Genomic DNA, 13,842 nt, shown 5'->3' on the forward strand with positions numbered 1-13,842 from the left:
CCCCGTTTGCGCAGGGCGGGCTTGCTGGCGAAGGCTCTTAAGCCTGCAACACCTCTTTCACCGCCGCCACCGCGCGTTCCACGTCGGCCTTGCTCATGGCGGTGAACATCGGCAACGAGACGATCAGCCGACCGACCCGTTCCGCTACCGGGAACATCCCCTCCTTGAAGCCGCGCTCGCGGTACAGGCTCAGCAAGTGAATCGGCGGGTAGTGATAGCCGATGCCAATCCCGCGTTCCTGCATCTGCTCCATGAAGGTGGCGCGGGCCGGCTTGCCATCCTTGCGCTCTGGCAGTACCAGCTGGAACAGGTGCCAGTTGCTGTTGGTGAAGTCCGCCGGCGGTAGCTGGGCGCCATAGCGGGCCTCGAAATCGCTGCCAAAACATTCGAAGTAGTGCCGGGCCAGCTCACGGCGATGGGCGGTGATCGCCTCGATATGGGCGAACTGCCCCAGGCCGATGGCGGCCGCCACGTCGGTCATGTTGAACTTGCCGCCAAGCACATCCACATCCAGGCCGTCGAAGCCGTTGCGGGTCACGCCCTGCAGGCGGTACTTCTCGGCCAGGCGCACCTCTTCTGGCGTGTTGAGCACCAGGCAGCCGCCCTCGGACGAAGTGACGTTCTTGTTGGCCTGGAAGCTGAAGGACACGAAGTCGCCACCGGCACCGATGCGCTGGCCGTTCCAGCTGGAGCCCAGGGCCTGGGCGGCATCTTCCACTAACCGCAGGCCGTGCTTGTTGGCCAGGGCGTAGAGGTGGCTCATGTCCACCGGCAGCCCGGCCAGGTACACCGGGATGATGGCCTTGGTGCGTGGGGTGATGGCGGCTTCGACCTGGGCCAGGTCGATATTGCGGGTGACCGGGTCGATATCGGCGAACACCGGCGTGGCCCCGACTTCGAGGATGACGTTGGCGGTGGCCACCCAGGAAATCGGCGTGGTGATGACTTCATCACCGGCACCGATGCCGGCAATGCGCAAGGCGATCTCCATGGTGCAGGTGCCGGAGTTGAAGGTGCGTACCGTGCGCCCGCCGAAAAACTCCGAGAGCTGGGCTTCGAAGGCCTGGACCTTGGGGCCGCTGGTGATCCAGCCCGAACGCAGGACTTCGCCGACAGCGGCGATGGTGGGTTCATCGATGGTGGGTTTGGAGAACGGCAGGAAAGGCAGTTGGCTCATGACGATGGGACACCCGATAAGCGGACGATAGGGGCACAGGTTGCGATGCGCCGGGGCTGGCGCGTTGACGTCGAGCATGATGGTACCGATTGCCCCGGGACGCCAGAGCATCGACGCGGGAAATCGACTGCTATGCTGCTTGGCACCCTGTTGCAGCGACGCTGAGCGCCGTTTATCGGAGAGAGCCGGTCATGTCCCAGTTGCTATCTTTGAGCCAGTTACGCGAGCCCAACGCTTTTCTCAACCGGCACCTGGGGCCCGACGCCGAGGAGCAGCAAGCGATGCTCGCCAGCCTCGGGCTGGGCAGCCGGGCCGAACTGATCGAGCAGACGGTGCCGCCGGGAATCCGCTTCAACCGTGCACTGGACCTGCCGCCGGCCCTGGACGAAGCGGCCGCCCTGGCCAGGCTCAAGGGTTATGCCGGGCAGAACCAGGTCTGGACCAGCCTGATCGGCATGGGTTACCACGCCACCCTGACGCCGACGGTGATCCTGCGCAACGTGCTGGAGAACCCCGGTTGGTACACCGCCTATACCCCCTACCAGCCGGAAATCGCCCAGGGCCGGCTCGAAGCCTTGTTGAATTTCCAGCAGATGACCATCGACCTCACCGGCCTGGACCTGGCCAACGCCTCGTTGCTGGACGAAGCCACCGCTGCCGCCGAAGCCATGGCCCTGGCCAAGCGCGTGAGCAAGTCTTCGAGCAACCTGTTCTTTGTCGATGAACACTGCCACCCGCAAACCATTTCCGTGGTCCGCACCCGGGCCGAAGGCTTCGGTTTCGAGCTGGTGGTCGGCGGGGTCGACGAATTGTCCGGGCACCAGGTGTTCGGCGCGTTGCTGCAGTACCCGGACACCCATGGCGAGATCCGCGACCTGCGGCCGCTGATCGACCAGTTGCACGCCCAGCAGGCCCTGGCCTGTGTCGCGGCCGACCTGCTCAGCCTGTTGTTGCTGACCCCGCCGGGCGAACTGGGGGCCGACGTGGTGCTCGGTTCGTCCCAGCGCTTCGGCGTGCCCATGGGCTACGGCGGCCCTCATGCGGCGTTTTTCGCCTGCCGCGACGAGTACAAGCGCGCGATGCCCGGGCGCATCATCGGCGTGTCCAAGGATGCCCGCGGCCAGGTGGCCCTGCGCATGGCCTTGCAGACTCGCGAGCAGCATATCCGCCGCGAGAAGGCCAACTCGAACATCTGCACCGCCCAGGTGCTACTGGCCAATATCGCGGGTTTCTACGCCGTCTATCATGGCCCGGCCGGGCTCAAGCGCATTGCCCAGCGGGTACACCGGCTGACCTGCATCCTCGCGGTCGGCCTGGAGCGCCACGGCATTGCCAGGGTCAATCGGCACTTCTTCGACACCCTGACCCTGGAGGTCGGCGGCAGCCAGACGGCGATCATCGAAAGCGCCAGGGCGCAGCAGATCAACCTGCGGATTCTCGGCCGTGGCCGGCTGGGGCTGAGCCTGGATGAAACCTGTGACGAAAGCACCGTGGCCCGTTTGTTCGACGTGTTCCTGGGTGCCGACCACGGGCTGGATGTCAGCAGCCTGGACGCCGAGGCGCTGGAGTCGGGGATTCCCGACCCGCTGCTGCGACGCACGCGCTACCTGACCCACCCGGTGTTCAGTGCCCATCACAGCGAAACCGAAATGTTGCGCTACCTCAAGCAGCTGGAGAACAAGGACCTGGCGCTCAACCAGTCGATGATTCCCCTGGGCTCCTGCACCATGAAGCTCAATGCCAGCAGCGAGATGATCCCCATCACCTGGCCGGAGTTCGCCAACCTGCATCCCTTCGCACCCCGGGAGCAGGCTGCCGGCTATGGCCTGCTGATCGCGGAGCTGGAGCGTTGGCTGTGCGCCATCACTGGTTTCGACGCCATCTGCATGCAGCCCAACTCCGGGGCCCAGGGCGAGTACGCCGGGCTGCTGGCGATTCGTCGCTACCACGAGAGCCGCCGGCAAGGCGGCCGGCATGTCTGCCTGATCCCGGCGTCGGCCCACGGCACCAACCCGGCCTCGGCGCAGATGGCCGGGATGCAGGTGGTGATCGTCGAGTGCGACGAGGCCGGCAACGTCGACCTGGAAGACTTGAAGGCCAAGGCCCAGGCGGCCGGCGAGCGCCTGTCGTGCCTGATGGCTACCTACCCTTCCACCCACGGCGTGTACGAAGAGGGCATCAGCCAGATCTGCGAAGTTATCCACAGCCACGGCGGCCAGGTGTACATGGACGGCGCCAACCTCAACGCCCAGGTAGGCCTGGCCCGGCCGGCGGACATTGGCGCCGATGTCTCGCACATGAACCTGCACAAGACTTTCTGCATTCCCCATGGCGGCGGTGGCCCGGGCATGGGGCCGATTGGCGTGCGCGCGCACCTGGCGCCGTTTGTCGCCAACCACCCGGTGGTGCCCATCGACGGGCCTTTACCGGAGAACGGCGCCGTCAGCGCAGCGCCCTGGGGCAGTGCGAGCATCCTGCCCATCAGCTGGATGTACATCGCCCTGATGGGGCCGCAGCTGGCGGATGCCAGCGAGGTGGCGATCCTTGCGGCCAACTATCTGGCCGAGCAATTGAGCGGTGCCTTCCCGGTGCTCTACAGCGGCCGCAACGGCCGGGTGGCCCACGAATGCATCCTCGATCTGCGCCCGCTCAAGGCCCAGACCGGGATCAGCGAGGAAGACGTGGCCAAGCGCTTGATGGACTACGGCTTCCATGCCCCGACCATGTCCTTCCCGGTGCCGGGCACCCTGATGGTGGAGCCCACGGAAAGCGAATCCAAGGCCGAGCTCGACCGTTTTATCGAAGCCATGCTGAGCATCCGCGCCGAGATCGCCCAGGTGCAGGAGGGCAACTGGCCGGCCGAGGACAACCCGCTCAAGGGCGCTCCCCATACCCTGGCGGATATCACTGGAGTCTGGGAGCGCTCCTACAGTATCGAACAGGCGGTGCTGCCCACCGCCCATACCCGAGCCCACAAGTACTGGCCGGCGGTGAACCGGGTGGACAACGTCTATGGCGACCGCAACCTGTTCTGCGCCTGCGTGCCGCTGGCGGACTACCGCTGAACGGGCCTCAGTAGTGGTGGCGCGTCCGCGCCGGCTGGCTGCCATGGCTACTGGCACGGGCAGGTTGGGTTTCCAGGGGATAGAGGTGCAGCAACTCTTCCTCGATCACCTGGTTGCTCAGGCCCAGTTCCAGCTCCGGGCAGTCCAGGTCCAGCCAGTCACCGTGCTGCAACTGCAGGTCGCTCTCGCGCCGGCTGGCGCTGTGGAACACATAGTGGACCATGCCCGGTTGCAGGAACTGCTCGTGCTGTTCGAGGAAGGCCTGGGAATATTTGCGAATAGCCCACCAGTTCTGCAGGTCGAGGCGATAGCTGCGTTGCGGCAACGGCGTGCCCTGGCGTTCGACCCGGACATTGAGTGACAGGCTGTTCTGCAGTTCGCCGAGGATCAGCGCCGGGGCGATGGCGCACTGGCGCAACCGCGATTGCGCGCAGGAACTGGCGTCCTGATGGCTCAGCAACGGGTCGTGAATGTCGTGGCCGAGGCTGAAGCCGACAAAGCGCAACTGGCCGAAGGGGTCCACCAGGTACACGCACACCACCCCGGGCTGGCTGGAAATGCTCTGGGCGTGGTACGGAATCATCAGCGGCTCGCCGTCGGTCTTCAGCAGGCTGCCATTGCCCTTGTAGAACCAGCCCTGGCGGGTGTGCGGAGTGTTCAGGGTGACTTCGCTGACCTGCACCAGCAGGTTGTCCCGAGGCTTGAGCGGTGGGCGCAACGGGCCTTGCTGGGTGCCGTCCGCGGGCAGTTGCGGGTGGGGCGCGAGGCTGCGCAGGTGTTCGCTCCAGCCCAGATGGCGACGGCTGCAGAACAGCAGGGTCTCGTACAGCCCGCCGTGTTCGGAATAGGCCCGCACGCTGCGGCCATTGTGAAAGTCGAACAGCCCGATGGCGCGCTGGTCCTTGTGGCAGACATCCAGCAACAGCAGGTAATCGTCCATGATTCTCTAGTCCTTCAGGGGCAAGGGGGCGGGGAGGATGGGCAGCGCTTCGCGCACGCGCAAACGGCGCGGTTCGAGGGCCTGTTCCTTGAGCAGGAATGACAGCAGCAAGCCGGCCAGGCTGCCGCTCAGGGCCACGTACAGGATCGATGGCAGGCCGAAATGGCTGGCGGCGAACCCGGCCACGGCCGGTGACAACCCGCCACCCAGAATCTCGCCGAACCCCACCACGATTCCGGTCGCCGTCGGCAGCAGGGCCGGGGTGACCGATTCGCTGGTCAGCGGGCCGACTGTCATGCAGATCAGGCTGAAGTTGAAGAACGACAGCAGGAACAGCAGCAGGAACAGCAGCCAGGGAAGGGGCGGGCTGACGATCAGCAGGCCCACCAGGGTGCTGCTGGTCATGAAGCACACCGACACCACCGGCTTGCGCCCGAGACGGTCGGACATGCCGGGGATGATCAATTGGCCGATGAAGCCGCCCACGCCGATGGCCGAGATGACGAAGGCCATGGACAGGGTTTCCAGGTGCATATGGTCGGTCAGGTAGCTGGGCAGCATGGCGCAGAGGACGAACTGGCAGGTGAGTATGCAGAACATGATCAGGATGTTCAGGCTCACGTTGCCGCTCTTGAAAGCCGCCAGCCAGGTGCCTGCGGTGCGGTCGGCCTGGGGCGCCGGCAGCGGTCGGTAGATTTTCCACAGGTAGCCGGCCAGCAGCAGGCCCGGCAGGGAAATGATGGCGAACACCGCACGCCACGAGCCAGTGATTTGCAGGAGGTAAGCGGCGATCAGCGGCCCCAGGCAGAGGCCGAGAATCGGGAACAGCGCCTGCTGGATACCCAGGTTCAGCCCGCGCCGGTCGGGGCGCGAGACTTCATTGGTGACAATGATGCTGGTGGGGGTGAAGGCACCCTCGCAGATGCCCATCAGCCCGCGCAGAATCACCAGCCCCAGCACGCCGGTGGCCAGCGCGGAAAAACCGGACAGTAGCGAAAGCACGGCAATCGAGGCCACCAGCACGCGGCGGGTGCCCAGGCGCTCGATCACGCTGCCCATGCCCAGGGCGGACAGCCCCCAGGTGAAGGCCAGCGCGGCGGACAGGTAGCCCAGGTCCTGATAGTCCAGTTGCAGGTCGTGCATGATCACCGGAAACAGCGGCAGGATGATGAAGCGATCCAGCCCCACCAGCCCGAAACTCAGTGACAGCAACAGCACCATGGATCTTTCGTAACGGCTGTTGGCAGCCGTGGTTGGCATTCCAGTGTTCATCGCTCAGCTTCCTTGTGAAACCATGAACCCGGCGCAAGCGCCGTGGGAGGCCACCCGACGTTGCCCTGCAGCCCGGCAACGTCAGGTGGGACAGGCACAGGCAGTCACATCAGGCGGTCCACTCGCCCACCGCCATTTCCGCGGTGAACCCCGGGCCGAAGGCCGCCAGCAGGCCGATGTCGCCGCGATTGAGGTTGGAATCGAACTGCCGCTTGAGCACGTCGAACACCACCACGCTGGCAATGTTGCCGGCTTCCGACAGGCTGCTGCGCGATTGCGAGACCCGGTTGGATGCCAGGTCCAGGTGCATCACCAGCTCGTCGAGGATCTTGCGACCACCGGTGTGGAAGATGAAGAAGTCGTTGTGCGCACAGTTCTGTTCGAAGCTCTCGTAGTTCAGCCGCTCCATGACCGGTGCCACGTCCTTGATGGAGTTCATCACCGCCTTGTCGAGGGTGAAGTGAAAGCCGGTGTCCTTCACGTCGTACTTGATGTAGTGCTCGCTCTTGGGCAGGAAGTACGACTCGGTCTTCTTGATCTTGAAGCCGCCGGCCTGGTCATCGGCGCGCAGCACGCAGGCGGATACCGCATCGCCGAACAGCGCCGCGGAGATGAAGGCGTGCAGCTTGGTGTCGTCCGGCTGGTAGCACAGCGAGGAGAATTCCAGGGACACGATCAGTACGTGGTTGCGGGCATCGAGCCGGGCGAAGTCGTTGGCGCGGTTGATGGCCGCGGCACCGGCCACGCAGCCCAGCTGGGCGATCGGCAACTGCACGGTGGAGGTTGGCAGGGCCAGGTCGTTGATCAGGTGCGCGGTCAGCGACGGCATCATGAAGCCAGTGCAGGAAGTGACGATCACCATGCGAATGTCGCTGATCTGCAGCCCGGCATTCTCGATGGCCTGGCGCGCCGCGGCCGACGACATCTGCCGGGCTTCACGCTCGTAGACGATGCTGCGGTGGGTGAAACCGGTGTGCACTGCCAGTTCGTCGATCGGCAACACCAGGTGGCGCTCGTTGACTTCGGTGTTGGCGATCATGCGCTTGGCCAGGGCCATGCGTGGATGGTCGGCGTGCAGGTTTTCCAGGTGATCGACCATCTGTTGCTGGGTGATCTTGTGTTGCGGAAACATGACGTGTGGAAGGCAAAGTGTAGACATGATGGGTCCTTGGCTTTAAGTAAGCCAACAAGTTAAGGGGTGGGGATAGTCCCCGTTTATAGGCACAGGAATCTGTAGGCCCTAAAGGAAATCAGGGCCTTAAGGCAACTTCGGGGCGTGAAGTTGCCGTTGATGTAACTTTTAAGTTGGATTTTATTTTAATGGCTAACTTCAGGGTGCCTTATATAAAGGCACCTTGAATAACAACTTATATATCGAGTACGAACTTATAAGCGTATTGCCAGGCCAGGTTGCTTTCGCGCACATGCTTGCGGATCACCATGCGCACCGGCGCACCGACTTTCAGCTGTTGCTGATCGCACACATCGACGATTTCCGAAGCGATCACCAGGCCGTCGTCCAGGCGCACCATGGCCATGATGCGCGGCACGGTTTCGCCATAGCCCATGGCGGCCAGGATCGGGTTCTCGGCCGGGGCCATGACCTCGATCTTGCCACTGCGCGCGCAGCGATACGGCTTCACACTCAGGGAGTTGCAAGCGCCGCAGACGGTGCGCCGGGGGAAGAAGATTTCGTTGCATTCTTCGCACTGGCTGCCTTCGAGGCGGTACTTGCCGCCATGCTCGCGCCATTCGCGAAGCATGCTGGCGGTGGTCATTCTGTGGATCTGTTCTGGGTACATGGACATGGTCCGGGCTCCTTAGTCGTTCGAGAGGACAATCACTGAGTTGTGCGCCGCGTAACCGCCAAGGTTCTGCGACACGCCGATGCGCGCGCCCTTGACCTGGTTGTCGGATTCACCCCTCAGCTGCCGGAACAGCTCGGTGATGTGCAGGATGCCGTCGCAGCCGGAGGCATGGCCGCGGCCGATGTTGCCGCCGTCGGTATTGAGCGGCAGCTGGCCATCCAGGGCGATGCCGCCTTCGAGCACGAAGTCGCCGGCCTGGCCCTTGCCACAGATGCCCATGGACTCCATCTGGATCAGCCCGGCGCCGAGCAGGTCGTAGACCTGGGCCACGTCGATGTCCTTGGCGGTGATCCCGGCTTTCTTGTAGGCGATTTCCGCACAGGCGATGGAGTTGGCCGAAACCGCCATGCCCACATCCTTGGGCAGGCCCGGATGATGCAGGGTCGGGTTGTGAAAGCGCGTGCCGAAATAGTGGGAGACCCCGGTATAGGCGCAACCGCGTACGAACACCGGTTTATCGGTGTACTTGTGGGCCAGGTGTTCGGCCACCAGGATCGCGCAGCCACTGGCTTCGCCCCAGGCCAGCATTGAGCCGCAGGCCTCGCTGTTCTTCAACGCTTCCAGGGAAGGAATCGGCTGGCCATAACGAGTGGCGGTGGGGGTGTTCTGTGCGTAGATGCGCATCTGCCGGCCGAAGGTGGCCAGTACGTCGGCCTCGCGACCGGCATAGCCGAACTTCTGGAAGTACTCGGCGGTGGCCAGGGCGAAGGCATCGGTGTGGGAAATGCCGAGGAAATAATCGTATTCACATTCAGTGCTGGAGCCGATGTATTCGGCGTAGTTGAAGTGATCGGTCATCTTCTCGAAGCCGCCGCACAGGACGATGTCGTACTCCCCGGACGCCACCATCTGGTGGCCCATCTGGAACGACACCGAGCTGCTGGTGCAGTTGGCGGTGCTCATGAAGGTCGGCGCCGGGCTGATGCCCAGGGCGTCGGAAATGGTCGGGCCCAGGCCGCCATATTCGGAAATGCCTTCACCGTGATAACCATAGGCCACGGCCTGGATTTCCCGGGGGTGCATCTTGGCGTCCTTGAGAGCCTTGTAGGCGGACTCGACGATCATTTCCTTGAACGTCTGCCGAACTCGTGAACTTCCGGGTTTCGGCGTATAGGCGGCCGAAACGATTGCAACACGACGTGCGCACATGTGCATGCTCCTTGCGTAGACAGGCGTAATCAGAGATAGGCGGTCAGGGCGTAGTCAGCCCGCAGGTACTTGAACTCGTACTTGATGGACGTGCCGTAGTCGACGTAGATCTTGGATTCCAGCAGTTCGCGCAGAGGCTTGTTGTGCTTCTGGTACTGCTCGATGGCGTCGGTGACGGTCAGGGCGATGGCGTCGCTGCCGGCGCCGAAACCGTAGGACACCAGAAGAATTTTCTGCCCCGGGCGTGCCTGGTCCAGTACGTTGATCAGGCCGAGCAGCGGGCTGGCCGATCCGGCATCGCCAACGTTGCCGGCATAGATGCCCGGTTCCACCTGCTTGGGGTTGAAGCCCAGGTGCTTGGCCAGGGAGTAGGGCGTGGACACCAGGTTTTGCTGGAACACCACATAGTCATAGTCGGCGGGGCTGGTGTGCAGCTTGGCCATCAGGCCTTCGGCGGCGCGGCGGGTCTGGTCTTCCAGGCCGATGCTGTTCTTGTCCGAGCCCAGGCCCATGCCCGAACGAATGTAGCGATCACCCTGGGGGCGGATGTTGTCGGCGACATCGGCGGCGCAGGAGAAGCTGGCGTCGAATTCGGCGATGACATCCTGGCTGCCGATCAGCAGCGCAGCGGCTCCGGCCCCGGCATAGGATTCGGTCAGGTCGCCCGGCGCGGTGTTGCGGTTGATGGTGTCGGCGCCGATGGCCAGGGCGCTGCCCGTCATGCCGGAAGCCACCAGCGCCTGGCAGATCTGCAGGGCAGAAGTTCCGGACTTGCCGGCGAACTGCACGTCGGCGCAATAGGCGTCGTAGCCGCTGCCGAGCATTTCCAGGATGATCGAAGCCGAGGCCCGTGAGTCATAGGGGTTGGTGCAGGTGCCCAGGTACAGGGCTTCGATCTGATGACCGGGGACTTTATCCAGGGCCCGTTGCGCCGCCAGCACCCCGAGGGTGATGACATCTTCATCCGGTTGCAGCACGGCTCTTTCCGTGACGCCGAGGTTTTCCTCCACCAGCTTGAGGTCGGTGTTTTTCCAGACGTTGATCACTTCCTGGACTTTCAGGCGGCATACCGGAATACCCGCGCCATAGCTGACAATACCTATCTTTTTCACGTTCATTTTCCTCTTGATTCCATTCTTTTCAGAAAACTGGGTCGTGCCTGCTCAGAAGCACCCTTGAAACATACGGAAAACAGTTTTGCTGCCTTTCTCCTGGCCACACCTGGTGAAACCTGCAGGCCAGAGCGGTTTAACAGCAGACTCCAAATAGGGGAAAACCCACTCGAAAGCTGTTTTTATTCACCTCACTGTGCTATGATACGGAACGTTTCGTTTAGTAATAATTTCAGACGATCTAATCTCTTAAGGGAAAAGGGCCGAAGCCTCGAATTCGAGGAACTCCAAGTTACAAGGCCTGAGCTGCTCAACCCTTACGCGATATTTTAAAAACTAGATAGATCGGTGTAAGAAATTCATGATTCTTTCAAGAATGAAACGAAACGGACCGTTTCATTTCGATTCGAGGGAATCCTATACCCTGCGTTGCGTTTGTCAAGCGCCCTGCCTGGAGATTTTTTATTGTGGCTCGTACCCCCTCTCGCAGCTCCATCGGCTCTTTGCGAAGTCCCCATACTCATAAAGCCATTCTCACTTCCACCATCGAAATCCTTAAGGAATGCGGCTATTCCGGGCTCAGTATCGAGTCCGTCGCCCGTCGGGCGGGGGCCAGCAAGCCAACTATCTATCGCTGGTGGACGAACAAGGCGGCGTTGATCGCCGAGGTTTATGAAAACGAGAGCGAACAAGTCAGAAAGTTTCCTGATCTCGGCTCGTTCAAGGCAGATCTCGACTTTTTGCTGCGAAATCTCTGGAAAGTCTGGAGGGAGACTATTTGTGGCGAGGCTTTTCGCTGTGTGATCGCCGAAGCGCAACTGGATCCCGCAACCTTGACCCAGCTCAAGGATCAGTTCATGGAGCGCAGAAGGGAAATGCCGAAAAAACTGGTGGAAAATGCCATCAGCAACGGCGAGCTGCCCAAGGACACCAACCGTGAATTACTGCTGGATATGATCTTCGGCTTTTGCTGGTATCGGCTGTTGACTGAGCAACTGACGGTGGAACAGGACATCGAGGAGTTCACTTCTCTGCTGATCAACGGTGTTTGTCCTGGTACGCAACGTTGATGCTTTCGAGCCATTAAGCCCTGGAGTTTCTCGGGCTTAATGGCTGTTGTTTCAGGCCGCGGGGGGGCCGAACTCTCGATACAGGTCCGGCAGGAAGCTGGCCAGATGATTGAACTCGCACATGTCGTGCACCGCGAACTCGTAGGCCAGGGTCTCCAGTTCGGCCTCGCCAAAGCCATTTTCCTTCAGCAGCGATGCAGCCTTTTCTGCCCCGGGAAAGCGGGCCATCGACGGGTGCGCCCCGACCCAGTAACGGCTGGTCAGGTACATGCCGTCCGGTACTTCCTTGAACAGATGCACCATCAACGACACCGGCACCTCAGGATGATCCGCCAGGCTCATCAGGGCGCTGACACTGCCGTCGATCTTCGCTTCGCGATACAGATCGGTGTTCAGGCCCAGGCTGGCCGGCTGCTGGAAGTCGATATGCAGGTGCATCAGGCGATCACCGACATATTCCGATGCGCAGAAGGTGTTGCCATACAGCCGTTCCTCAAAACTCAGGGACTCATCGCACAGGCGCTGGTGGTGCACGCATGGGTTGCTGACATGGGCATAGGGGAACCACAGGGTGTAGCGCTCCGATTCCGCGGGGTGCCAGATGAACCACCACTTGAACATCTGCGCGGTGCAGCCGGGGAAGAACTTGCGGCTTTGCACGTAGGCCATCGGGCCCGGTAGCAGGGCGTAACCGGATTCCTCGCTGACAAAGTCCGGTTCGAGCAGGCGATTGATGTCCTCGATGCTCGGGGTCAGGGTGTCTTCCAGGGCCATGGGGCCTTGCTGAATCTTGCGGACGGCGGACAGCGGCACGCGCATTTCCGGCCGGAAATACTTGGCGTAGGGCTTGTTCCTGACCGCCGCCTGATTGCGTAGGAACAGCTTCTGCATGGGCAGTGAGAAGTAGGTGAAGGGAGTCATGTTGCGCGCTTCCATGCTGATATCCTTTGGCGTGAATTGACAGATAGCCGCCATTTCGCTGCAACCCTTGACGGAATTGAACGAGAAACTGGCGCTTTGTAGCTAAGCAGTCCATAAACAAAAGTCAAATTTGAATTTAACTTAGTGAGAGCGCCTATGGCCGTTTCCGCTTCCCCGCAGCCAACTGCGGCCCGTACGCCGCGTCAGGATGGCCAGGCTACCCGCCAACAGATCCTGGAAACGGCCGGCCAGCTTTTTGCTGAGCTGGGGTACGCCAACACCACCAGCAAGCAGATCTGCGAGAACTCCAGGGCCAACAACGCCTCGGTCAACTACCACTTCGAGAACAAGGACGGCCTGTATCGGGCGGTGCTGCGCGAGGCCCACGACCGCCTGGTGCGGATCGAGACCATGATCAGCCTGAGTGAAAGCCAGGGCAGCCCCGAGGACAAGCTGCGGGCGATCATCACCGTGCTCATCGAGGGGCTGGGCAACCAGCGTGAGGGCTGGGCGCTGAAAGTCCTGACCCGCGAACTGTTGTCACCCTCCGCGGTGCTGCCGGCGATCCTGGAGGAGCAGGCGTTTCCCAAGGCGAAGATCGTGCGCACCATCCTCGGCCAGATCATGGATCTATCGCCCGAGGACCCGGTTACCCTGCGCAGCGCCGTCAGCGTTTTTGCGCCCTGCCTGTTCCTGCTGATCGCCCATCAGCCGCTGGCGCGCAATGTATTGCCCGGCCTGGAGCTGGATCCACCGGCGTTGATCGAGCACATGATGAGTTATGCCCTGGCCGGCCTGGCTGCAGTGTCCCGCACACCTGGGGTCTAGCCGGCTGATCGGGCACACGAAAACGCCGACCCTGGGGTCGGCGTTTGCTGTCGGCCATCCCTGGGGCGACGGTTACTCCTGAGCGACAGCGTTCTTCGCCAGGATGGCGTTGGCCAGTTCCATGTCGGTGGCCTTGAGGCCGGGGTTGTCGGCGCGGACTTTCTGCATGGCGGCTTCCAGGTACGGGCCGCGAATGTTGCCATCGCTGGCAACGAAGCTGCCGGCGTCATCCTGGGCGGCGACGATCAACTTGTGGTCCTTGAAGGTCAGGTAGGTGGAGCCGGTGGTGGCCCCGGAGGAAATGACGTTACGCCAGAAGGTGTCGGCCATTGCCGAACCAACGGGAAGAGACAGCAGGGCAAGGGTGGCGACAGCAATTTTCAGACGCATGATGGGTGACTCCGAAAGGGGGTATCTGCATCGTTTGATTCTAGATAACC

Annotated in this window: 12 protein-coding genes; 3 read left to right on the forward strand and 9 right to left on the reverse strand. The window is 62.2% G+C overall.

Going from position 1 to position 13,842, the window contains the following annotated elements:
• Positions 1 to 37 precede the first annotated feature (37 nt).
• Complete coding sequence (locus AC07R1_RS12510; RefSeq protein ID WP_495110570.1) at positions 38 to 1,177, reverse strand: DegT/DnrJ/EryC1/StrS family aminotransferase; 1,140 nt, start codon at positions 1,175 to 1,177, stop codon at positions 38 to 40.
• Between the two features lie 191 nt (positions 1,178 to 1,368).
• Between AC07R1_RS12510 and gcvP the strand changes: the two genes are divergently transcribed.
• The gene (gene gcvP / locus AC07R1_RS12515) at positions 1,369 to 4,242 is read left to right on the forward strand and encodes an aminomethyl-transferring glycine dehydrogenase (RefSeq protein ID WP_053154443.1); all 2,874 of its coding nucleotides are present in this window, start codon (positions 1,369 to 1,371) and stop codon (positions 4,240 to 4,242) included.
• A 7-nt stretch (positions 4,243 to 4,249) separates the two neighbouring features.
• Here the strand turns inward: gcvP and AC07R1_RS12520 are convergent, their stop codons facing one another.
• The 6 genes from AC07R1_RS12520 to AC07R1_RS12545 form a co-directional block, all read right to left on the reverse strand.
• The gene (locus AC07R1_RS12520) at positions 4,250 to 5,182 is read right to left on the reverse strand and encodes a fumarylacetoacetate hydrolase (protein ID WP_495110571.1); all 933 of its coding nucleotides are present in this window, start codon (positions 5,180 to 5,182) and stop codon (positions 4,250 to 4,252) included.
• 6 nt (positions 5,183 to 5,188) lie between these two features.
• Positions 5,189 to 6,454 (reverse strand): MFS transporter, encoded by a 1,266-nt coding sequence (locus AC07R1_RS12525; protein WP_495110572.1) that lies wholly within the window; start codon positions 6,452 to 6,454, stop codon positions 5,189 to 5,191.
• Positions 6,455 to 6,563: 109 nt separating this feature from the next.
• Positions 6,564 to 7,613, reverse strand: a complete 1,050-nt coding sequence (locus AC07R1_RS12530) for a type III polyketide synthase (RefSeq protein ID WP_011064130.1) — start codon at positions 7,611 to 7,613, stop codon at positions 6,564 to 6,566.
• Between the two features lie 208 nt (positions 7,614 to 7,821).
• Entirely contained in the window at positions 7,822 to 8,262 is a 441-nt protein-coding gene (locus AC07R1_RS12535) for a Zn-ribbon domain-containing OB-fold protein (RefSeq protein ID WP_011064129.1), read from the reverse strand.
• Positions 8,263 to 8,274: 12 nt separating this feature from the next.
• The gene (locus AC07R1_RS12540; RefSeq protein WP_047338090.1) at positions 8,275 to 9,471 is read right to left on the reverse strand and encodes a thiolase family protein; all 1,197 of its coding nucleotides are present in this window, start codon (positions 9,469 to 9,471) and stop codon (positions 8,275 to 8,277) included.
• Positions 9,472 to 9,500: 29 nt separating this feature from the next.
• Positions 9,501 to 10,589 carry a hydroxymethylglutaryl-CoA synthase gene (locus AC07R1_RS12545; protein ID WP_015637422.1) on the reverse strand — a complete coding sequence of 363 codons (1,089 nt, stop codon included), beginning with the start codon at positions 10,587 to 10,589 and terminating at the stop codon, positions 9,501 to 9,503.
• 461 nt (positions 10,590 to 11,050) lie between these two features.
• Between AC07R1_RS12545 and AC07R1_RS12550 the strand changes: the two genes are divergently transcribed.
• Positions 11,051 to 11,653, forward strand: coding sequence for a TetR/AcrR family transcriptional regulator (locus AC07R1_RS12550; RefSeq protein ID WP_011064126.1), 603 nt, complete (start codon positions 11,051 to 11,053; stop codon positions 11,651 to 11,653).
• A 51-nt stretch (positions 11,654 to 11,704) separates the two neighbouring features.
• Here AC07R1_RS12550 and phlG read toward each other — a convergent pair whose 3' ends face one another.
• A complete protein-coding gene (gene phlG / locus AC07R1_RS12555) occupies positions 11,705 to 12,589 on the reverse strand; it encodes a 2,4-diacetylphloroglucinol hydrolase (protein ID WP_495110573.1) in 885 nt (294 codons plus the stop codon).
• A gap of 141 nt (positions 12,590 to 12,730) precedes the next feature.
• On the opposite strand from phlG, the gene AC07R1_RS12560 reads away from it, so the two are divergent.
• On the forward strand, positions 12,731 to 13,402 hold the full coding sequence (locus AC07R1_RS12560) for a TetR/AcrR family transcriptional regulator (RefSeq protein ID WP_011064124.1): 672 nt from the start codon (positions 12,731 to 12,733) through the stop codon (positions 13,400 to 13,402).
• Between the two features lie 72 nt (positions 13,403 to 13,474).
• On the opposite strand, the gene AC07R1_RS12565 is transcribed toward AC07R1_RS12560, so the two are convergent.
• Positions 13,475 to 13,792, reverse strand: coding sequence for a DUF2388 domain-containing protein (locus tag AC07R1_RS12565; protein ID WP_212805779.1), 318 nt, complete (start codon positions 13,790 to 13,792; stop codon positions 13,475 to 13,477).
• Positions 13,793 to 13,842 lie beyond the last annotated feature (50 nt).

The sequence above is a fragment of the Pseudomonas sp. GW821-FHT07F01 genome, assembly GCF_059418825.1.